The sequence below is a fragment of the Rhodoferax sp. RT4P68 genome, from assembly GCF_056521305.1.
This window is the reverse complement of sequence record NZ_JBWMBB010000019.1, coordinates 23,495-43,554: the sequence shown is the minus strand read 5'-3', so window position 1 is coordinate 43,554 and position 20,060 is coordinate 23,495. Positions and strand designations below refer to the sequence as shown.

General features: G+C 68.5%; 16 protein-coding genes. 6 read left to right on the top strand and 10 right to left on the bottom strand.

Annotation, left to right across the window (positions count from 1 at the left end):
- The first annotated feature begins 73 nt into the window (after positions 1 to 73).
- The 3 genes from AC099J_RS29075 (at position 74) to lhpI (ending at position 3,183) form a co-directional block, all read left to right on the top strand.
- Positions 74 to 490, top strand: coding sequence for a hypothetical protein (locus AC099J_RS29075; RefSeq protein ID WP_479618803.1), 417 nt, complete (start codon positions 74 to 76; stop codon positions 488 to 490).
- 177 nt (positions 491 to 667) lie between these two features.
- Positions 668 to 2,260 carry an MFS transporter gene (locus AC099J_RS29070; RefSeq protein WP_479618802.1) on the top strand — a complete coding sequence of 531 codons (1,593 nt, stop codon included), beginning with the start codon at positions 668 to 670 and terminating at the stop codon, positions 2,258 to 2,260.
- Positions 2,260 to 3,183 carry a bifunctional Delta(1)-pyrroline-2-carboxylate/Delta(1)-piperideine-2-carboxylate reductase gene (gene lhpI, locus AC099J_RS29065; protein ID WP_479618801.1) on the top strand — a complete coding sequence of 308 codons (924 nt, stop codon included), beginning with the start codon at positions 2,260 to 2,262 and terminating at the stop codon, positions 3,181 to 3,183. Before AC099J_RS29070 ends, lhpI begins: the two co-directional genes overlap by 1 nt.
- A 95-nt stretch (positions 3,184 to 3,278) precedes the next feature.
- Here lhpI and AC099J_RS29060 read toward each other — a convergent pair whose 3' ends face one another.
- On the bottom strand, positions 3,279 to 4,256 hold the full coding sequence (locus AC099J_RS29060) for a Bug family tripartite tricarboxylate transporter substrate binding protein (protein WP_479618800.1): 978 nt from the start codon (positions 4,254 to 4,256) through the stop codon (positions 3,279 to 3,281).
- A gap of 26 nt (positions 4,257 to 4,282) precedes the next feature.
- Positions 4,283 to 5,521 carry a pyridoxal-phosphate-dependent aminotransferase family protein gene (locus AC099J_RS29055; RefSeq protein ID WP_479618799.1) on the bottom strand — a complete coding sequence of 413 codons (1,239 nt, stop codon included), beginning with the start codon at positions 5,519 to 5,521 and terminating at the stop codon, positions 4,283 to 4,285.
- A gap of 126 nt (positions 5,522 to 5,647) precedes the next feature.
- On the opposite strand from AC099J_RS29055, the gene AC099J_RS29050 reads away from it, so the two are divergent.
- Entirely contained in the window at positions 5,648 to 6,346 is a 699-nt protein-coding gene (locus AC099J_RS29050; protein ID WP_479618798.1) for a GntR family transcriptional regulator, read from the top strand.
- A 10-nt stretch (positions 6,347 to 6,356) separates the two neighbouring features.
- Entirely contained in the window at positions 6,357 to 9,416 is a 3,060-nt protein-coding gene (locus tag AC099J_RS29045) for an FAD-binding and (Fe-S)-binding domain-containing protein (RefSeq protein WP_479618797.1), read from the top strand.
- A 686-nt stretch (positions 9,417 to 10,102) separates the two neighbouring features.
- Here AC099J_RS29045 and AC099J_RS29040 read toward each other — a convergent pair.
- The 8 genes from AC099J_RS29040 to AC099J_RS29005 form a co-directional block, all read right to left on the bottom strand.
- The gene (locus tag AC099J_RS29040; protein WP_479618796.1) at positions 10,103 to 10,519 is read right to left on the bottom strand and encodes a Zn-ribbon domain-containing OB-fold protein; all 417 of its coding nucleotides are present in this window, start codon (positions 10,517 to 10,519) and stop codon (positions 10,103 to 10,105) included.
- Between the two features lie 2 nt (positions 10,520 to 10,521).
- The gene (locus tag AC099J_RS29035) at positions 10,522 to 11,688 is read right to left on the bottom strand and encodes a thiolase domain-containing protein (protein WP_479618795.1); all 1,167 of its coding nucleotides are present in this window, start codon (positions 11,686 to 11,688) and stop codon (positions 10,522 to 10,524) included.
- Positions 11,689 to 11,783: 95 nt separating this feature from the next.
- Positions 11,784 to 13,535 carry a dipeptidase gene (locus tag AC099J_RS29030; protein ID WP_479618794.1) on the bottom strand — a complete coding sequence of 584 codons (1,752 nt, stop codon included), beginning with the start codon at positions 13,533 to 13,535 and terminating at the stop codon, positions 11,784 to 11,786.
- A 178-nt stretch (positions 13,536 to 13,713) separates the two neighbouring features.
- Positions 13,714 to 14,655, bottom strand: a complete 942-nt coding sequence (locus AC099J_RS29025; protein WP_479618793.1) for a 2-hydroxyacid dehydrogenase — start codon at positions 14,653 to 14,655, stop codon at positions 13,714 to 13,716.
- Positions 14,656 to 14,657: 2 nt separating this feature from the next.
- Positions 14,658 to 15,617, bottom strand: a complete 960-nt coding sequence (locus AC099J_RS29020) for a tripartite tricarboxylate transporter substrate binding protein (protein WP_479618792.1) — start codon at positions 15,615 to 15,617, stop codon at positions 14,658 to 14,660.
- Positions 15,618 to 15,666: 49 nt separating this feature from the next.
- Positions 15,667 to 16,377: a ribonuclease activity regulator RraA gene (locus AC099J_RS29015; protein WP_479618791.1), complete on the bottom strand. Its 711-nt coding sequence runs from the start codon at positions 16,375 to 16,377 to the stop codon at positions 15,667 to 15,669.
- Positions 16,378 to 16,391: 14 nt separating this feature from the next.
- Positions 16,392 to 18,146 carry an L-arabinonate dehydratase gene (araD, locus tag AC099J_RS29010; RefSeq protein WP_479618790.1) on the bottom strand — a complete coding sequence of 585 codons (1,755 nt, stop codon included), beginning with the start codon at positions 18,144 to 18,146 and terminating at the stop codon, positions 16,392 to 16,394.
- Positions 18,146 to 19,138, bottom strand: a complete 993-nt coding sequence (locus AC099J_RS29005) for a Bug family tripartite tricarboxylate transporter substrate binding protein (RefSeq protein ID WP_479618789.1) — start codon at positions 19,136 to 19,138, stop codon at positions 18,146 to 18,148. The genes araD and AC099J_RS29005 overlap by 1 nt, the downstream gene beginning before the upstream one ends.
- A 141-nt stretch (positions 19,139 to 19,279) precedes the next feature.
- Between AC099J_RS29005 and AC099J_RS29000 the strand changes: the two genes are divergently transcribed.
- Positions 19,280 to 19,975 (top strand): GntR family transcriptional regulator, encoded by a 696-nt coding sequence (locus AC099J_RS29000; protein ID WP_479618788.1) that lies wholly within the window; start codon positions 19,280 to 19,282, stop codon positions 19,973 to 19,975.
- Positions 19,976 to 20,060 lie beyond the last annotated feature (85 nt).

The following is a 20,060-nucleotide window of genomic DNA, read 5'->3' as shown; positions in this document are numbered from 1 at the left end:
GGCGCCCCACCGGGAACCATGCGGCCCAACGCATCGGGATGGTCCCGCTGCGTGCCACCCCAAGGAGCCCTCCATGTCCTCGATCTTCTCGTCGCCTCGCTTTCTGTCCCGCGTGATGGGCGTCGACGCCGCAACATGCGCCGCCACCGGTGCGCTGCAAGTCGGCTTCACCGACAGCCTGGCCCGGATCACCGGGCTGCCCGGCAGCCTGCTGCTCGGCACCGGCCTGTTCCTGCTGGTCTATGCCGCCGCTGCCGGTGCGATGGCATTGCGCGCCTCACCTCCGCGTACGCTGATCGGCCTGGTGGCCATCGGCAACTTCGGCTGGGCCGCTGCCTGCGTGGCGCTGCTGGCCAGCGGCCTGTTCCCCGTCACGGCGCTGGGCATGGTCTGGGTCATCGTTCAGGCCGCAACCGTTGTGCTGCTGGCCGAGGCGCAGTGGATGGGCTTGCGCGCCACGCGGCCGGCCGCGCGCGCTGCACTCGCCTGAAGGGGCACGGCCGGCTCGCGAGCAAGGCGCTGGCACGGCGCTGGTCCGCCTGGCAAGGTTCAGCGCGCTCCCTGCTCGCCTGCACACGTCGGTTCGCACGGCCCCGGCGCACCTGCGCACAGCGCGACGCCCCTGCGACCAGGGCCGCTGCGCTGACCATGGACAATCGCCGCCCATATGAGTGCCACGCCCCTGCCCAGCCCTTCCATCTGGGCGACGCTGCGCAACCAGAACTTTCGCGCGCTGTGGAGCAGCGGCGGCATCTACTTCATCGGCAACGCCATGCAAGCCATGGCGGCGGCCTGGATGATGGTGGAGATGACGGGCTCGTCGTTTCTCGCGGCGCTGGTGCAGACGGCCGTGTTCCTGCCCATGTTTCTGCTGTCGCTGCCGGCCGGTGTGATGGCCGACATCACCGACCGGCGCAAGCTGATCCTGACGGCCCTCGTGGTGCAGGCGCTGGCCGGCACGCTGATGGCCGTGCTGCTGCTGGCCGGCATCGGCGGGCCCGGCACGCTGCTGTTCATGATCTTCGTCGCCGGCTGTTGCACCGCGCTGCTGTCGCCGGCGTGGAATTCCACCGTTGGAGATTCCATCCCGCGTGAAGACCTGCCGCAGGCCATCACCTGCGTCTCCATCGCCTACAACGCCGCGCGTGCGATCGGCCCGGCGCTGGCCGGCGTGGTGTTCGCAACCGTCGGTGGCGCGTGGAACTTCGCGATTGCCGTGGGCAGCGTGGTCGTCATGGCCATGGCGATTCGCCGCTACCCGCCCAAGCCGCACCCGCCCTCTCGGTTGCCGGCCGAGCGGCTGTGGGGCGGCATGCTCAGCGCGCTGCGCTTCGCCTGGCATTCGCAGACGGTGCTGGCGCAGCTGGTGCGCACCGTGGCCTACAGCGGCGCCGGCTCGGCCCTGTGGGCGCTGCTACCGATGATCGGCCAGCAGAAGCTGGGCTTGGGCGCGGCCGGCTACGGCCTGTTGATGGGCTGCCTGGGCACCGGCGCGGTCCTCATCGGCCTGGTCATCGGCAAGGTGCGACAACGCATCGGGCTGGAACGCCTGGTGGCCATCGGCTGCGTGGTCTACGCGGCGGTCAATCTGATCGCGGCCTTCGCTCCCTGGCCGCCACTGGTCTACCTGGCGCTGGTGGCCGGCGGCGCGGCCTGGATGGCGGTGATGTCCACCTTTAACACCGCCACGCAGACCAGTGTGCCGCCGTGGGTGCGGGCCCGCGCACTGGCCATGCACACGCTGTGCGCACTCGGCTCGTTCGCGCTGGGCTCGGCGTTCTGGGGCGCGGCGGCGGACATCTTCGGCCTGTCGTTCGCGCTCGTCGCGGCCGGCGTGGCGATGGCCGGCGGCCTGCTGCTGGCCAAGCCCTTCCCGCTGCGCATGGGCGACACGCAGGACGTGACGCCGACCACGCCCTGGGACGAGCTGTACGTCTCCAAGGAACCCCCACCCGAGGCCGGCCCGGTGGCCATCGAGATCGGCTACCGCATCGACCCCGCAGCCGCCGCGGCGTTTGTGGAAGCGGCCAGCCATATGCGCGCGCACCGGCGGCGCGACGGCGCCACCTTCTGGCGCATCTACCGCGACCTGGCCGACCCGTCACGCTTCGTCGAGCGTTTCATCGTCACCTCCTGGGCCGACTACCTGCACCAGCGCGCACGCCATACGCTGGCCGACCATGAGCTGGAGGCGCGGGTGCGGGCCTTCATGCTGCCCGGCGAGGCGGTGCAGATGACGCACTACCTGGCCGAAGCCTGATGCAGTGGTTCGACGGCGCGGCCGTGCGCGCCGCCCTGCCCTTCCCGGTCGTCATCGAAGCCTTGCGCGCCATGTTCGCCAGTGGCTGCACGGTGCCGCTGCGGCACACGCACCAGGCGCCCGGCTTCACCTCGCTGATCATGCCGGCGTGGACCGACCGGCACTACGGCGTAAAGGTCATCAACATCGCGCCCGGCAACGCCGCGCTTGGCCTGCCCGGCCTGCACGCCAGCTACCTGCTGCACGACGCGCAGACCGGCGTGCCGCTCGCGCTGCTCGATGGCGACGAGATCACCGCGCGGCGCACGGTGGCAGCATCGGCATTGGCCGCGTCGTTCCTGGCGCGTGAGGATGCGCGCCACCTGCTGGTGGTCGGCGCCGGGCGGCTGGCGCGCTGGCTGCCGGCGGCGTTCGCAGCCGTGCGGCCGATCGACCGCGTGACGGTGTGGGCGCGCTCGCCGCAGCAGGCGGCTGCGCTGGTCGGGCAGTTGCGTGGCGATGGCGTGCCGGCCCAGGCTGCCAGCGACCTGGCCGCCGCCTGCGCGCAGGCCGACATCGTCAGCTGCGCCACGCTGGCCACGGCGCCGGTGGTGCATGGCGCCTGGCTGCAGCCCGGCAGCCATCTGGATCTGATCGGCAGCTTCTCGCCCACGATGCGCGAGACCGACGACGCCTGCTTCGTCGATGCCGGGATCTACATCGACACGCCCGAGGCGCTGCACAAGAGCGGTGACCTATTGGGCCCGCTGGAGCGGGGCGTGTTCACCGCCGACGACGTGCGCGGCACGCTGGAATCGCTGGTGCGTGGCGCCAGCGCGGGGCGCCGGTCTGCGGCCGAACGCACCGTCTTCAAGGCCGTCGGCACCGCGCTGGAAGACCTGGCGGCCGCAGTGGCGGTGGTCGAAGCACGGGGACACGGCTGAACCACTCGGGCGCGGCGGCCGAGCGGGCCGCCTGTCGCGGCGCTCTTTCGACCGGTCGCTTGCGGTGCGAGCGGCGCCGGCAAAACCGGGCGAGCTCAGGTGTCGATCTTGACCTTGCCGTCCTTCACCACCTTGCCCCACTTGGCCGTCTCGCTGGCCATGAACTGCGCGAACTTCTCGCGCGAGCCGCCGCCGTCTTCGGCGCCATAGGTGTCCAGCCGCTCCTGCACGTCGGGCATGGCCAGCACGGTGTTGACGTCGCGGTTGACCTTGTCGGCTATCGCAGCCGGCAGCTTGCCCGGCCCCACCAGCCCGTACCAGGTGGTGGCCTCGAAGCCGTCGAAGCCCTGCTCCTGCATGGTCGGCACGTTGGGGTGACCCTTGGCGCGCTTCATGCGCGTCTGCGCCACGGCGATCACCTTGCCGCTCTTCACGTGCGGCGTGGCCGCCGTCATGGTCTCGAAGCTGTACTGGATCTGGTTGCCCATCAGGTCGGCCAACAGCGGGCCGCTGCCCTTGTAGGGCACGTGCATGGCGTCCACGCCGGCCTGCAGCTTGAACATCTCCAGCGCCAGATGCTGGGCCGAACCAGCACCGGCCGAGCCGAAGCTGATCTTGCCGGGCTCGGCCTTGCACAGCGCCACGATGTCCTTCAGCGCGGTGGCCTTTTGCCCCGGCCCGGCGATCAGCAGATTGGGCGTGACGCCCACCATGACCACGGGCACGAAGTCGCGCTGTGCGTCATAGCGCAGCTTGGGCTGCAGGCTGGGCGCCAGCGCATGGCTGTTGATGTGCGCCATCAGCAGCGTGCTGCCGTCGCTGGGCTGCTGCGAGACGTATTCGGCCGCCAGCACACCGGCCACGCCGGGCTTGTTCTCGACGATGACCGAATGGCCCCACATCGCCGTGAGCTTTTGCGCCACCACACGTGCCAGCGCATCAGTGCCGCCGCCGGGCGGAAAGCCGACGACGATGCGCACCGGCGCAGTGGGCCAATCCTGCGCGAAGAGGCTGGGCACGCCCAGCGAGGCGACGGCGGCGCCGGCGGCCTGGATCAAGGTACGTCTTTGCATAGGGGTTCTTTCGTGGTCGGGGGAATTCAGCGTGCAGCCTGCAGCGCGGGGGCCGGGTGCCCGGAGAAATAGTCCATGGTGGCGTGCACGCCGCTGCCGGCCAGCGCGATGCCGGCCAGCTTCATGCCCATCTCCACGCCCGCCACCATGGCCACCAGCGTCAGGTCGTTGCTGTCGCCCAGGTGGCCCATGCGGAACATGCGGCCCTTGAGCTTGCCGAGCCCCGTGCCCAGCGACAGGTCGAATCGCTCGTGGATCAGCTTGCGCAGCGCATCGGCGTCCACGCCCTCGGGCGTGATCACACCGGTCAGCACGGGCGAATACACGGCCGGGTCGGCACACTGGATCGGCAGGCCCCAGGCGTTGACGGCGGCGCGCACGCCGGCCGCCCAGCGCTGGTGGCGTGCGAACACGTTCTCCAGGCCCTCGGCCTGCAGCATGTCCAGCGCTTCGGACAGGCCATACAGCAGGTTGGTGCTGGGCGTGTAGGGCCAGTAGCCGCTCTTGTTCATCTCCACGATCTCGTGCCAGTCGAAGAAGGCGCGCGGCAGCGTCGCCGCCTTCGAGGCTTCGAGTGCGCGCGGCGACAGCGCGTTGAAGCTGATGCCCGGCGGCAGCATCAACCCCTTTTGCGAACCGCTGACCGTCACGTCCACACCCCACTCGTCGTGGCGGTAGTCGGCACTGGCCAGGCCCGAGATGCTGTCCACCATCAACAGGGCTGGGTGGCCCGCCGCGTCGATGGCTTTGCGCACCGAGGCGATGTCGGAGGTGACGCCGGTCGACGTCTCGTTGTGCACCACGCACACGGCCTTGATCTTCTTCTCCGTGTCCTTGCGCAGCCGTGCCTCGATCAGCTCGGCCTGCACGCCACGGCGCCAGCTGCCGGCGCTGGGCAACTGCTCGTCGCGCCCCTCCCAGGCCAGAAACTCGGTGTGGATACCCAGCTTGGTGGCCATCTTGTTCCACAGGCTGGCGAAGTGACCGGTCTCATACATCAGCACGTGGTCGCCTGCGCAGAGCGTGTTGAGCAACGCTGCCTCCCACGCGCCGGTACCCGATGCCGGATAGATCACGACCGGATGTTTCGTCTTGAAGATCTGCTGAATGCCCGAGACCACCTTCAACCCCAGCGTGGCAAATTCCGGCCCGCGGTGGTCGATGGTGGGCAGGCTCATGGCCCGCAGGATGCGGTCTGGCACCGGGCTGGGGCCGGGGATCTGCAGGAAATGGCGGCCGGTGGGATGCAGGTCGAGCTGGAGCATGGGTCAGTTCCTCGTTGATTACCCAATTTTTGCATTCAAAAAACAAACGCAAGCCCTGGATAACCCTGATTTAAGTCTTGCAGAGGCTACTAATTTGCATGCAAAATCCATTCACAAGAGGACAACATGGCTGAAATCATCGAAATCTCGCGCCTGGCACTGCACGACCAGGTGGCCGCGCGGCTGCGCACCATGCTGGTGGAGGGCCGCATCGCGCCCGGCGCCAAGCTCAACGAACGTGAACTTTGCGAGCAACTGCGCGTGTCGCGCACGCCCTTGCGCGAGGCGATCAAGCTGCTGGCCGCCGAGGGCCTGGTCGATCTGCTGCCCAACCGCGGCGCCGTGGCCGTCAAGCTGACCGAGGCCGACGTGCTGAACACCTTCGAGGTGCTGGCCATGATGGAAGGCATGTCCGGCGAGCTGGCCGCGCAGCGCATCACCGAGGCCGAGCTGGCCGAGCTGCGCGCGCTGCACTTCGAGATGATGGCCTGCTACGCGCGGCGTGACCTGTCGGGCTACTACCGGCTGAACGCGCTGATCCACACCGGCATCAACGAGGCCGCGCGCAACCCGGTGCTGGCCGGCAGCTACCGATCTATCAACGCCCGGGTGCAGTCGCTGCGCTTTCGCACCAACCAGGACGAGGCGAAGTGGAAGTTTGCCGTGCAGGAGCACGAACAGATGATCGAGGCGCTGCAGGCCCACGACGCCACCGCGCTGCGTGTGGTGCTGACGGCCCACGTCCTGCGCAAGCGCGACACCGTGCTGGCGCTGCTGCGCGCCGGCGAGATCTACCCCAAGACGGCAAGCGCCAAGAAGAACTGAAGGCTCCACCATGCAGATCGACCCCGCCACCGCCCTGCTGCCCGCCGGCACCGTGCTGCCGCCCAATGAAACCTGCGAGGCACTGGCCCGCCGGCTGCAGTCGGAGACCGAGGGCGAGGTGCTGTTCGACACCGCCTCGCGCGGGCGCTATGCGACCGACGCGTCGATCTACCAGATCATGCCGGTGGGTGTGCTGGTGCCCCGAAGCGAGCGCGACGTGTCCATCGCCATCGACATTGCACGCGACCTCAAGGTGCCCATCCTCGCGCGCGGCGGCGGCACCAGCCAGTGCGGCCAGACCACTGGCGCGGCCCTGGTCATCGACAACAGCAAGTACCTGCGCCAGGTGCTCGACATCAATGTGCAAGAGCGCACCGCTACCGTGCAGCCCGGCCTGGTGCTGGACCACCTGAACGCGCAGCTCAAACCCCACGGCCTGTGGTACCCGGTGGACGTGTCCACCAGCGCCCAGGCCACGCTGGGCGGCATGGCGGGCAACAACTCCTGCGGCTCGCGCTCGATTGCCTACGGCAACATGGTGCACAACGTGCTGGGCGCCAGCGCCTGGCTGTCGGATGGCGAGCTGGTCGAGTTCGGCCCCGTGGCCCAGCTCGGCGGCCGGGCGGCAGCGATTGCCGACCACGTGCGCAAGCTGGCCGCGCAGCACAGCAGCGAGATCGCCGCCCGCTGGCCCAAGGTCATGCGCCGCGTCGCCGGCTACAACCTGGACATCTTCTACAACCAGAGCGAGAAGCCCTACACCAGCGACGGCAGCGTCAACCTGGCGCACCTGCTGATCGGCAGCGAGGGCACGCTGGCCTACACCCGCAGCCTTACGCTCAAGCTCTGCGAGCTGCCGCGCGCCAAGGTGCTGGGCATCGTCAACTTTCCGACCTTCCACGCCGCCATGGACGCGGCCCAGCACATCGTCAAGCTCGGGCCCACCGCCGTGGAGCTGGTGGACCGCACGATGATCGAGTTGGCGCTGGCCAACCCGGCCTTTCGCCCCACGGTGGAGACAGCGCTGATCGGCAAGCCCGCCGCCATCCTGCTGGTCGAGTTCGCCGGTAGCGACAAGGCCGCCCTGCTGCCGCAACTGCGCCAGCTGGTCGAATTGATGGGCGACCTCAACCTGCCTGGCAGCGTGGTGCAGATGCCCGAAGACGCGCCGCAGAAGAATCTGTGGGAAGTGCGCAAGGCGGGCCTGAACATCATGATGAGCCTGAAGGGCGACGGCAAACCCGTGAGCTTCATCGAAGACTGCGCCGTGCCGCTGGAGCACCTGGCCGAGTACACCGATGGCCTGACCGAAGTCTTCGCCAAGTACGGCAGCCGCGGCACCTGGTATGCGCACGCATCCGTGGGCACGCTGCACGTGCGGCCCATTCTGGACATGCGCACGGGCGGGCCGGGCGGGGGCGCAGCCAAGATGCGCGCCATCGCCGAAGAAGCCAGCGCGCTGGTGCGCAAGTACAAGGGCGCCTTCAGCGGTGAGCATGGCGACGGCCTGTGCCGCGGCGAGTGGATCGAGTGGCAGTTCGGCCCGGCCATCAACCAGGCCTTTCGCGCCATCAAGCACAAGCTGGACCCGATCAACCTGTTCAACCCCGGCAAGATCATCGACACGCCGAAGATGGACGACGTGGCGCTGATGCGCTTCGCTCCGCCGGAATCGGCGCGCCCGTACAAGCGCATCGAACTGAAGCCCGTGCTTGACTGGTCCGCCTGGAACGTGCAGGCCGACCCGGTGACCGAGGTGACCACGGCGCCCGGCACCGGCGGCGACGTGACCGGCGGCTTCGCCAAGGCCGTGGAGATGTGCAACAACAACGGCACCTGCAGAAAGTTCGACGCCGGCACCATGTGCCCCAGCTACCGCGTGACGCGCGACGAGCAGCACGTGACGCGCGGGCGCGCCAACACGCTGCGCCTGGCGATCTCGGGCCAGCTCGGCCCCGACGCGTTCACCAGCGAAGCCATGCACGAAACCATGGACCTGTGCGTGGGCTGCAAGGGCTGCAAGCGCGACTGCCCGACCGGCGTGGACATGGCGAAGATGAAGATCGAGTTCCTGGCCCACTACAAGGGCAAGCACGGCCACACGTTGAAAGACAAGCTCGTCGCCCGCCTGCCCGACTACGCGCACGCCGCCAGCCGCCTGCCCTGGCTCATGAACCTGCACAACCATGTGCCTGGCGCCCCATGGCTGGTTGAGAAGCTGCTGGGCCTCTCGGCCAAGCGCTCCTTGCCCATGTGGCGCAGCAACACCTTCTGGCGCGCACGCGACACGTCGATGTTCGCCAGCCGCGACGCCACGCTGGCAGCAGCCAAGGCCGGCCAGAAGACCGCCGTGCTGTTCGTCGACACCTTCAACGGCACGTTCGAAAGCGAGAACGCACTGGCCGCCGCCCGCGTGCTGAAGGCCGCCGGCTACGTGCTGCACACGGTGGAGAAAGCCGGCGGCCACCACTGCTGCGGCCGCACGTATCTCGCCAGCGGCATGGTGGACGAAGCGCGTGCCAAGGCTTCGGCGCTGATTGACGCGCTCGTGCCATTGGCCGCGGCCGGCATCGCCATCGTCGGCCTGGAACCGTCGTGCCTGCTGACGCTGCGCGATGAGGCGTTGGTCATGGGCCTGGGCGAAAAGGCTGTCACCGTGTCGCAGCAAGCCCTGCTGTTCGAGGAGTTCATCGCCCGCGAGGCGAAGGCCGGCCGTTTCGTGATCAAGCTGAAGCCGGCCGGCCAACCCATCCTGCTGCACGGGCACTGCCACCAGAAAGCCTTCGGTGCGGTCACGCCGATCCTCGATGTGCTGAAGCTGATCCCCGAGGCGAAGCCAGAGCTGATCGACAGCAGTTGCTGCGGCATGGCCGGCAGCTTTGGCTATGAAGCCTCGCACTACGAGGTGTCGATGCAGATGGCCGAGGCGAGCTTGCTGCCGGCTGTGCGCAAGCAACCCGATGCGATCGTCGTGGCGGATGGCACGAGTTGCCGGCACCAGATCGCCGACGGGGCGCAGCGCGAGGCTGTGCATGTGGCGGTGCTGCTGGACAAGTTGCTGGTGCGCTGACGCAGCGAGCAGAGGAAGTCGCTCGTTGTAGGGCGCAGGCGCTCGGCAGGGCCGCCCGGCCCGGGGTGCCCGCCGTGGCCGCCCGGTGGACGCGTCCCTCGCCCAGGGGCTCGGGCAGCCTGCGGTGCTCGGCCTGCGGGCGCATTGCACAACTCGCACCACTCACTGCGTTCGTTCACCTCGAACAAGTGCAATGAGTCAGTCATTGAGGCGTGCTGCGCCGCCGCCCGCAGTCCTGCGCTCCTCGGCGCGGCCACAGGTTGGCCACGGCGGCCACCCCAGGCCGGGCTACGTGACGGGTGGCTGAAGCGCAGCCGGCGGACAGGCTCGCGTGACGCGGGCGCGTTCGCCGGACAACCAACGGCCTCTCTCTCGGAACTACCAGCGCGCACCGTGCATCCGAGTCAGCCGCACCGAGCCCGGCATGGGGTACCCCCAGGGCCGGCCCTGCAGATGCGCCGAGGAGCGCAGCGGTATGGGCAGCGGCGCAGCACGCCTCGTGAACTGATCCATTGCACCTGTTCGAGGTGAACGAACGCAGTGAGTGGTGCGAGTTGTGCAATGCGCCCATGCCGCGAGCACCGCAGGGGACCCCGAGCCCCTAGGCGAGGGGCGCTGAGCCGGGTCGGCCCTGGGGGTGCCCCATGCCGGGCGGCCCCGCACCAGCCACACTGCCCTCTACGGAACTAGGTGCCCCCAGCGCCCACAGGCCGGAACATCGGCAACATCGCCCCACCCTCTGCCGCCTTGAACACCAACTGCACTCTCTGCCCGATCGCCAACCCATCCAGGTCGCAATCGACGATGTTGGTCATCATGGTCACGCCGTCATCCAAGCGGACATAGGCGATCGCAAACGGCACTGGCCCCACCCGCCGGCACACGGTAAAGCTGTAGATCTGCCCCTGCCCCTTCGAGGCCTTCCACACCACCCGATCCGACATGCAGAACGGGCACTGCGTGCGCGGGTACCAGTGCGGCTTGCCACACTCCTCGCAATGGCGCACCAGCAGTTGGCCAGCCGCCGTGCCGGCCCAGAACTCGGTGTTGTCGGGGTAGATGACGGGCGCGGGCCAGGCGCGGTCTTGTGCAATCGTCGTCATGTTCAAGCCCTTTCCATGATCAGCGTGGCGCTGCCGTGGCGCGAGCCCAGCAGCCCGCCTGTGCCCTGTGCAAGCGCGAGCCCGCAATTCTTCACCTGCACCGCAGGGTGCGCCTCACCGCGCAGTTGCCGCACCGCCTCGATCACCTTGGTAATGCCACCCCGGTTCGCAGGGTGGTTGTTGCACAGCCCACCGCCATCGGTGTTGACCGGCAGCTTGCCGCTGCCGGAAATCAGATTGCCATCTGCCACAAAGCGCCCGCCCTGCCCGCGTGCGCAAAAGCCCAGGTCTTCCAGCTGCATCAGCACCGTGATGGTGAAGCTGTCGTAGATCGACGCGTACTGGATGTCGGCCGGCTTCACGCCCGCCTCTTCGAACGCGCGTGGGCCGGACCACAGGGCGCCGGAATGCGACAGGTCGATGTTGCCGCCCTCCTGCCCCTTCAGCGCCTCGCCCGCGCCCAGCACGTTGACGATGGGCCGCTTCAGGCTGCGTGCGATCTCGGGCCGCGTGACGACCAGTGCGCCACCGCCGTCGCTGACCACGCAGCAATCGAGCTTGTGCAGCGGGTCGGAAATCATGGGCGAGTTCAACACGTCCTGCACCGTCACCACATCGCGCAGCATGGCGTGCGGGTTGTGTTGCGCGTGGTGCGACATGGCCACCTTGATCCACGCCAGCTGCTCGGCCGTCGTGCCCCAGTCGTGCATGTGGCGCATGGCCACCATGGCGTACATGTTGACCGTGACCGGGCCGAACGGTGCCTCGAAAGGCTGGTCCGGCAGGTTCGGGCCGAAGTTGCGCGGCTGCGTTCCGCTGGAGGCTTCCGAGCGCGGGCGCCCGGCCAGCGTGATCAGCGCCACATTGCACTTGCCGGCCGCAATCGCCTGCGCTGCGTGGCCCACATGCGCCAGGTACGACGAGCCGCCCATGTCGGTCGAGTCCACATGGCGCGGGTGCAGGCCGATGTGGTCGGCGATGTTCAGCGCGCCCAGGCCGGGCGCATCGCCGGCGCAGAAATAGCCATCGACATCGCCGAGCGTGAGCCCGGCGTCCAGCAATGCGCCGCGCGCGCATTCGGCATGCAGCTGGGCAACCGTCTTGTCGGGCGCCTTGCGCGTGGGGTGTTCAAAGGCGCCGACGATGCAGGCCTTGCGTTGGATGCTCATGGTGTCTTCCTCCTTCTTCGATCGGAATGGATGTTCGCAGCGGCACGATGGGCGCGCCGTCACGGCCGGGACATCGGCCGCCGTGGCCAACGTGCTTACTGCATCTGCGGCAGATTGCCGATCCGCACCAGCATCTCCGTGAACATCTGCATGTCGGCATCCAGGTCCGCAATCTCCTTGTACTCGTTGGCGTTGTGTGCCGTGTACTTCTTGCCCGGCATCGCGGGGCCAAAGTTGATCGCATTGGGCATTTGCTTGGCCGTCGTGCTGCCGGCCGTGGAGACGGGCGCAGACGGCAAGCCGGTCGTGTCGCCAAAGATGTTCAACAGCGTCGACAACCACGCGCCCTTGGGGTCGCGCGCCATCCAGTTGCCTTGCGTGTGGGCCACGTCCACGGCAATGCCCGTCGATGCACTCCACGCACGCACCTTGGCCTGCGTGGCGGCGCTCAGCGCCTCCGGCGTATTGCCGCGCGGCATGCGCACATTGGCCGTCACCTCGACCTTGCCGGCGTTCTCGCGGATCAGCGTGGGCGATGCCGTCAGCGGGCCCATGAACGCGTCTGCGTAGGCCAGGCCCATGGCGTTGCCGAGGTAGTCCAGGCCGAAAATGTCGACGATGTAGCGCGCGGCCTGCGCATAGCCGTTGTCCACCAGCGGCAGGCCCGCACTCTGCAGGAACAGCGCCAGCCGCGGCACCGGGTTCACGCCCTCCTCAGGCCGCGAGCCGTGCGCCGACGAGCCCGTCACCTTCACGTCCACGCCCGCAGCGCCGGCCGCCACGTCGATGGCGAACTTGCCGCCCTGCCCTTCGTACTGGCGGATGAACGCGTCCTTGGCCGCGCTCAGCCGCGCCGCCAGGGCCACAGAGTCGCCCGCCTGCAGGCGCGCCGTGGCCGTCTGCGGGATGGCGTTGGCCGAGGCCGCGCCAGCCATGGCGGTGATGGTGGCCGCGCCAGGTGCCCCAGCCATCTTCGGCGCCAGCACGAAGCCGGCTCGCAGGGCGCCCGTGCCCTTCTCGGCCACCACTGCGGGGTACTTGCTGTCCAGCACGATGTTGTAGGCCGGCAGCGTGGTCTGCTGCTGGTAGTAGCGGATGGCCTCGCCGCCGGTCTCCTCGGTCGTGTCGATCATGAGCCGGATGGTGCGGGCCAGTGGCAGGCCGCTGTCCTTCACCGCCTTCATGGCGTAGAGCACCGCGGCGATCGAGCCCTTGTCGTCGATGCTGCCGCGCCCATACAGCAGGCCGCCCACGCGCGTGAGCTTGAAGGGGTCGAGCTTCGTGCCGTCCGGCAACACCCATTCGCTGGCGACCACCGGCACCACGTCGCCGTGCGTGAGGATGCCGAACTCGTCCGGCCCGCTGCCGGCGAGCTTGACCTCGAACACGCGGTTGTCGACGTTGCGGTACTGCAGGTCGAAGTCGCGCGCCATGCTGCCGACCAGCTGGCCCAGCGCAATGATCTGCGGGTCTTCATGTGGCGGCGTGCTGCCGCGCACGGTCGGCAGCGCCACCATCTTGGCGGTGGCGTCGATGACGGCAGCCTGCTGCGCCAATCGGGTGTGCAGGCCGAGCAGGCGGCCGAGCTGGGCCAGGTCGTCACCGGCCAGCGGCTGGCGAGCCTTGTAACGCTGCACCAGCGGCGCCAGCGCCGGCTGCACGCGCGTGGCGTGGTCGAGAAAGGCGGCGAAGTCGGCCGCCGGCCGGCCCTGCACGCTCGCGACGATCTGGTCGAGCTGCGCCTTTTTGAGCGTGACGGATGGCGCGCCGCCGAGGCTCGCGCAGCCGCTGAGAACGGCCAACGCAATGACCGCCAACGCGGCGCGGGGAATGGGGGGAAAGGACATCTGCGGGACTCCTGTGAAGCGACCCCAGACAGGCGCGACGCCCCCGGGTCGACCCGCAGCTTAGCGGGTCAAACGACGTGCGTCACCGGTTGCACGTTGAACTGCAGCCCCAGCGCCCGCATGACCTTCAGCACCGTGGCGAAGCTGGGGTTGCCCTGCGCGCTCAGCGCTCAGCGGCTCAAGGTACCGCGACCGCGACCTTCCCCGTTTCGAAGTAGCTTGCCAGATTGGCCAGCACCTGATCTGCCATGGCCTTGCGGGTCTCGTGCGTGGCGCTGGCCAGATGCGGGTACAGCACCGCGTTGTCGCAGGCGATCAGGCGGGCCGGCACGCGGGGCTCGTCCGCATAGACATCCAAGCCGGCGCCGCCGATGGTCTTGTTCTCCAGCGCCTCGATCAGCGCGTCTTCATCGATCACCGAGCCGCGCGCGATGTTGACGATGAAACTCTTGGGGCCGAGCGCGGCCAGGATCTCGCGCGAGACGAGGTGCTTCGTCTCCGCCCCGCCGGCCGCGGCGATGACTAGGAAGTCAGACCAGCGCGCCAGGCTCTCCAGCGAGTCCTCGTAGCCGTAGGGGCTGCCCTCCACCGGGCGGCGGTTGTGGTAGCGCACCTCCATGTCGAAGCCGCTCGCGCGGCGCGCGATCACGCTGCCGATGCGGCCCAGGCCCAGGATGCCCAGCTTCTTGCCGCTGATGCGCGTGGCCAGCGGAAACGGGGCCTTGAGCCAGTCGCCGCGGCGCAGGTAGCGGTCGGAGGCGGTGAACCCACGGCCCACATCCATCACCAGCGAAAAGGCCGTGTCGGCCACGCAGTCGTTCAGCACGTCAGGCGTGTAGCCGACCGGGATGTCGCGTGCCCGCGCGGCGGCGACGTCGACCTTGTCGAAGCCCACGCCGAAGCTGGAGATCACCTTCAGGTTCGGCAGCGCCGCGATCGTGGCAGCGTCGATGCCCAAGCCGGCGTTGGTGACGGCGCCGGCAAAGCCCGCGCCCTCGCGCGCGAGAAAAGCCTGCGGATCGGCCTCGTTCACCAGCAGGTGCACGTCGTACGTTTGCGCCAGGTGTTGTTCGAGGTACGGCAGCAGTCTGCCGAGTTGAAGGATGCGTGGTGTCGTCATGTTCATTCCGGTTGGATGCCCGCGTCTTTCGCGACCTTCGCCCATTTGATCATCTCGGTTCCGATGAACGCCGCGTACTGCTCCGGCGTGCCACCGACCGGCTCGACCCCCGCGGCCAACATGCGTTCGCGCACATCGGGCAGCGCCAGGCTGCGCGTGGTCTCGGCCGCCAGCCTGGCGACCACGGCCTTGGGCGTGCCGGCCGGGGCCAGCAGGCCACCCCAGGTGCTGGTCTCGTAGCCCGGCAGGCCGGCTTCGGCGACTGTCGGCACATCGGCCAGTGCGGGCAGGCGCTTGGGCGTGGTGACGGCCAATGCCCGCAGCTTGCCGCCCTTGATGTGGGCGCTGGTCGCGGCCAGCGTGTCGAACATGATGGAGACGCGGCCGCTCATCAAATCCGGGTGCGCCAGCGTGCTGCCCTTGTAGGGGATGTGCTGCATGTCCAGCCCGGCCATGCTCTTGAACAACTCGCCCGAGAAATGCGGCGCGCCGCCGTTGCCGCTGGAGGCGAAGCTCAGCTGCCCCGGGTTCTTCTTGCCGAAGGCAATCACGTCCTGCATGGTCTTGAACGGCGAATCGGGCGCCACCACCAACACCAGCGGCACGGTGTGCGTCTGCACCACGGGCTCGAAGCCCTTGACCGTGTCGAACGGCAGCTTCTTGAACATGCTGGGGTTGATGGCGTGGCTGCTGGCCACCAGCGCCAGCACATGGCCGTCGGGCGCCGCCTTGGCCACGAAGTCGGTGCCGATCACGCCGGTGGCGCCGGTCTTGTTCTCGATGACGACGGGCTGGCCCCAGGCCTCGGTGAACTTCTGGCCGATCAGCCGCGCGGCCAGGTCGATGGCGCCGCCGGGCGAGGCCGGCACCACGATGGTCATGGGCTTGGTGGGGAAGGTCTGCGCGAAGGTGGGCAGGGCCAGCGCCAGGGCGGCGGCGAGGGTGAAAATTCTGCGGTGCATGGTGGTCTCCTCCAGGCGGTCAATGGCGTTCAGCGGCGTTCAGCGGCGTTCAACGGTTTTTGGCCTTGCGCCACTCGGCGAAATCGGTGCGGCTCTTCTCTTCGGTCGGTGGGTACAGGCCCAGGATGCTGCGGCCCTCCATCACCTTCTCCTGCACGAAGTCTTCGAACACCGTCATCTCGGTGGCCTCGGCGGCGATCTCGTCGGCCAGGTGCGCGGGCAGCACCAGCACGCCTTCGGCATCGCCCACAATCACATCGCCGGGGAACACCGGCGCGTCGCCGCAACCGATGGGGCCGTTGATCTCGATGGCCTCGTGCAACGTGAGATTGGTCGGCGCGCTGGGCTGCGCGTGGTAGGCGGGCATGGCGTACTTGGCGATGTCGGGGCTGTCGCGAAAGCCGCCATCCGTCACCACGCCGGCTGCGCCGCGCTGCATCAACCGCGCAACCAAGATACCGCCGGCCGATGCGGCGCGTGCGTCCTTGCGGCTGTCGATCACCATCACCGCGCCGGGCGGGCACTGCTCCACAGCCACGCGCTGCGGGTGGTCGCGGTTCTTGAAAACTTCGATGCCGTTGCGGTCTTCACGCGCGGGCATGTAGCGCAGCGTGAACGCCTCGCCGACCATGTTGGGGCCGGCGGGGTTCAGCGGCCGCACGTTCTGGATCATCTGGCTGCGCAGGCCGCGCTTGAACAGCGCGGTGCACAAGGTGGCGGTGCTGACCTTCATCAACTGGTCACGGGTTTGCGGGTTCATGGGCGGGGCTCCAGTCAATAGATGTCGGGTTCCGGCACAGCCTTGCCGAAGGTGGTTTCCAGGAAGTCGAAGTCGCAGCCCTCGTTGGCCTGCTTGATGTGGCGGCCGAACATCCAGCCGTAGCCGCGCTCGTAGCGCGGCGGCGGCGGCGTCCAGGCGGCGCGCCGCGTGTCCATCTCCTCGTCTGAAATGTCGAGGTGGATGGTGCGGGCCGGCACATCAACCGTGATGCGGTCGCCGGTCTTCACGAGCGCGAGTGGCCCGCCGATCGCCGCCTCGGGCGAGCAGTGCAGCAGGCAGCCGCCGTAGCTGGTGCCGCTCATGCGTGCGTCCGACAGGCGCAGCATGTCTTTCACGCCCTGCTTCAGCAGCTTGGTCGGGATCGGCAGCATGCCCCACTCCGGCATGCCGGCGCCCAGCGGGCCGGCATTGCGCAGCACCAGGATGTCGTCGCCGGTCACGTCCAGATCGGGGTCGTCCACCGCCTTCTTGAGGCTGGGGTAATCGTCGAACACCAGCGCGCGGCCGGTGTGCTGCAGCAGGTGCGGCGCGCAGGCGCTGGGCTTGATGACCACGCCATCGGGCGCCAGGTTGCCGCGCAGCACGGCCAGCGCGCCCTCGGCGTAGATGGGGTTGTCCAGCGGGCGGATCACGTCGTCCTGATAGACCTCTGCCCCGGCGATGTTCTCGCCGATGGTCCTGCCGTTGACCGTCAACGCATCGGTCTTCAAGTGGCCGCGAATGCGTTCGAGCAACGCGCGCAGGCCGCCCGCGTAGAAGAAGTCTTCCATCAGGTAGGCATCGCCACTCGGCCGGATGTTGGCGATCACCGGCACGCGGCGGCTGAAGCCATCGAAGTCTTCCAGGCTGACGGGGTGACCTGCCCGGCGCGACATGGCGATCAAATGGATGATGGCGTTGGTCGAGCAGCCCATCGCCATGGCGCAGGCGATGCCGTTCTCGAAGTTGGCGCGCGTGAGCATCTTGGCGGGCGTGAGGTCGTCCCACACCATGTCAACAATGCGGCGGCCGCACTCGGCGCTCATGCGCACATGGTTGGCATCCGCTGCAGGGATGCTGGACGCGCCCGGCAGCGTGAAGCCGATGGACTCGGCGATGCCCATCATCGTGGCGGCCGTGCCCATGGTCATGCAGGTGCCGTGGCTGCGGGCGATGCCGGCTTCCATCTCGGACCACGCCTGGTCAGAGAGCCGGCCGGCGCGGCGCTCGTCCCAGTACTTGAATGCGTCCGAGCCCGAGCCCAGCACCTTGCCCTTCCAGTTGCCGCGCAGCATGGGGCCGGCGGGCAGGTAGATGAACGGCAGGCCCATGCTGAGGGCACCCATCGTCAGGCCCGGCGTGGTCTTGTCGCAGCCGCCCATCAGCACGGCACCATCGACCGGGTGGCTGCGCAGCAGCTCCTCGGTCTCCATCGCAAGGAAGTTGCGGTAGAGCATGGTGGTGGGTTTGACCATGCTTTCCGAGAGGCTGATGGCCGGCAGCTCCAACGGGAACCCACCCGCCTGCAGCACGCCGCGCTTCACATCGTCCACACGCTGCTTGAAGTGCGTGTGGCACTGGTTCGCATCGCTCCAGGTGTTGACGATGGCGATGATGGGCTTGCCCACCCAATCCTCGTAGCCATAGCCCATCTGCAGCACGCGCGAGCGGTGGCCGAACGAGCGAAAGTCGTCGGGCGCGAACCAGCGCGCGCTGCGCAGGCTGTCGTAGGTGCGTCGTGTCTTCGAGGGATCTGCTGGAAGGGTCATCATTCCGCCTTGATGCCGGCCGCCTTGATCACCTTGGCCCACTTGTCGACTTCGCTGACCTGGTAGGCGCCGAGCTGGGCCGGCGTCATGTCGGAGGGCAGCATGCCGAAATTCTTGAGCCGCGCCTGCACATCGGGCGTGGCGACGATCTTCATGATCTCCGCATGCAGCCGGTCGACGATGGGCTTGGGCGTGCCGGCCGGCGCGAACACCGCCTGCCAGGAGCCCATGTCGAAGCCCTTCTGGCCGGCTTCCGCGATGGTGGGCACGTCAGGCAGCGACTCGAGCCGCTTGGCGCTGCTGACCGCGATGGGCCGCAACTTGCCGGACTGGATGTGCGGGCCCACGATCAGGGTGGTGTCGAACATCATGTCCACCTGCCCGCCAACCAGATCCTGCACGGCCGGGCCGCTGCCCTTGTAGGGGATGTGCGTGAACGCCACGCCCGACTGGTAGCTCAGCAAGGCCATGGCCATGTGCGGCGAGGTGCCGTTGCCGGGCGAGGCCGACGACAGCCCGCCGGACTTCGCGCGGCTGGCGGCCAGTACGTCGTTCAAGGTCTTGTACGGGCTGCTCGCGTTGACGGCGAGCACCAGCGGCCCGGAGCCCAGCATCGCCACGGGCGCGAACGACTTGATCGGGTCGTAGTCGAGCTTGGAATACAGGCTGACGTTGATGGAGTGCGAGCTGATGGTGCCGCCCAGGATCGTGTAGCCGTCCGGCGCGGCGCGCGCCGCAATCGTCGAGCCCACGCTGCCGCCCGCACCACCCTTGTTGTCGATGACCACGGGCGTGCCCAGCGCGGTCGACAGCGCTGGCGCGATGAGGCGGGCCAGCGTGTCGGTGTTGCCGCCGGGCGGGAACGGGACGATGTAGGTGATGGCCTTGCCGGTGGGCCAGCTGCCCTGGGCCAGCGCCGGTAGCGCGAGCGCGCTGGCGGTCAGGGCGGCCACGGTGGCGAGCGTGCCCTGGATCATCGTGCGACGGTGCATGTTCATCTCCTTGGAGTGGTTCAACTTGTCAGCGCGGCATTGAAACACTAATATATTAGTACGTCAATGCAGAATCGTGCGCGATGAGCCCCGCCCCGCCGCCCGAAGAGGCTCGCACAGCAGCCCGTCAGGACAGATCCTATGAATGCCCTCCCAAAGTTTCGCCTGGACCGCACGCGCCTGGCCGCGCCGCAGGTGCTGGAGCGCCTGCGCGAGGCCATTCTGGGGCTCGAGCTGGTACCCGGCACGGTGCTGGTCCGCCAGGATCTGGCCGAGCAGTTCGGCGTGAGCCAGACGCCGGTGCGCGAGGCGCTGCTGCGGTTGAGCGAGGAAGGGCTGGTCGACGTCTACCCGCAGCACGCCACGTTGGTCAGCCGCATCGACCTGACGGCCGCGCGGCAGGCGCATTTCCTGCGGCGATCGATCGAGCTGGAGCTGGTGCGCGAGCTGGCGCTGCAGCGGCCGCAGGGCCTTGTCGTCGCGTTGGAGCGCCAGATCGCGCTACAGAAGACGCTGGCCAAAGCCCAGCAGTACGGCGATTTCGTTGCAGCCGACCGCCTCTTCCACCAACTGCTGTACGAGGCCGGCGGCATGGGGGCGCTGGCCGACATGGTGGCCCGCGTGTCGGGCCATGTGGACAGGCTGCGCCTGCTGCACCTGCCGACTGCGGGCAAGACGACGTCGATCCTGCGCGACCACCGGGCCATCACTGAAGCCATCGCGGCAGGCGATGTGGTGGCCGCCCAGGATGCGCTGCGCGTGCACCTGTCGGGCACGCTGTCAGCGGTGGAGGAGATCCGGCGCCAGTATCCGGACTACGTGGTCGAGCCGGGCTGAGCCGGGCTGATCGCTCGCGCGCAGGCGCATCCGACCTTCTCAGCTGTTGGACGCGGCCTGCATGACAGGATTTTCTCGGCGCGGC

What these genes read in the sequence shown, in the direction of transcription:
- AC099J_RS29075 (WP_479618803.1), top strand. Translation starts at nt 74, where the DNA reads ATGTCCTCGATCTTCTCGTCGCCTCGCTTTCTGTCCCGCGTGATGGGC.
- AC099J_RS29070 (WP_479618802.1), top strand. Translation starts at nt 668, where the DNA reads ATGAGTGCCACGCCCCTGCCCAGCCCTTCCATCTGGGCGACGCTGCGC.
- lhpI (WP_479618801.1), top strand. Translation starts at nt 2,260, where the DNA reads ATGCAGTGGTTCGACGGCGCGGCCGTGCGCGCCGCCCTGCCCTTCCCG.
- AC099J_RS29060 (WP_479618800.1), bottom strand. Translation starts at nt 4,256, where the DNA reads ATGCAAAGACGTACCTTGATCCAGGCCGCCGGCGCCGCCGTCGCCTCG.
- AC099J_RS29055 (WP_479618799.1), bottom strand. Translation starts at nt 5,521, where the DNA reads ATGCTCCAGCTCGACCTGCATCCCACCGGCCGCCATTTCCTGCAGATC.
- AC099J_RS29050 (WP_479618798.1), top strand. Translation starts at nt 5,648, where the DNA reads ATGGCTGAAATCATCGAAATCTCGCGCCTGGCACTGCACGACCAGGTG.
- AC099J_RS29045 (WP_479618797.1), top strand. Translation starts at nt 6,357, where the DNA reads ATGCAGATCGACCCCGCCACCGCCCTGCTGCCCGCCGGCACCGTGCTG.
- AC099J_RS29040 (WP_479618796.1), bottom strand. Translation starts at nt 10,519, where the DNA reads ATGACGACGATTGCACAAGACCGCGCCTGGCCCGCGCCCGTCATCTAC.
- AC099J_RS29035 (WP_479618795.1), bottom strand. Translation starts at nt 11,688, where the DNA reads ATGAGCATCCAACGCAAGGCCTGCATCGTCGGCGCCTTTGAACACCCC.
- AC099J_RS29030 (WP_479618794.1), bottom strand. Translation starts at nt 13,535, where the DNA reads ATGTCCTTTCCCCCCATTCCCCGCGCCGCGTTGGCGGTCATTGCGTTG.
- AC099J_RS29025 (WP_479618793.1), bottom strand. Translation starts at nt 14,655, where the DNA reads ATGACGACACCACGCATCCTTCAACTCGGCAGACTGCTGCCGTACCTC.
- AC099J_RS29020 (WP_479618792.1), bottom strand. Translation starts at nt 15,617, where the DNA reads ATGCACCGCAGAATTTTCACCCTCGCCGCCGCCCTGGCGCTGGCCCTG.
- AC099J_RS29015 (WP_479618791.1), bottom strand. Translation starts at nt 16,377, where the DNA reads ATGAACCCGCAAACCCGTGACCAGTTGATGAAGGTCAGCACCGCCACC.
- araD (WP_479618790.1), bottom strand. Translation starts at nt 18,146, where the DNA reads ATGACCCTTCCAGCAGATCCCTCGAAGACACGACGCACCTACGACAGC.
- AC099J_RS29005 (WP_479618789.1), bottom strand. Translation starts at nt 19,138, where the DNA reads ATGCACCGTCGCACGATGATCCAGGGCACGCTCGCCACCGTGGCCGCC.
- AC099J_RS29000 (WP_479618788.1), top strand. Translation starts at nt 19,280, where the DNA reads ATGAATGCCCTCCCAAAGTTTCGCCTGGACCGCACGCGCCTGGCCGCG.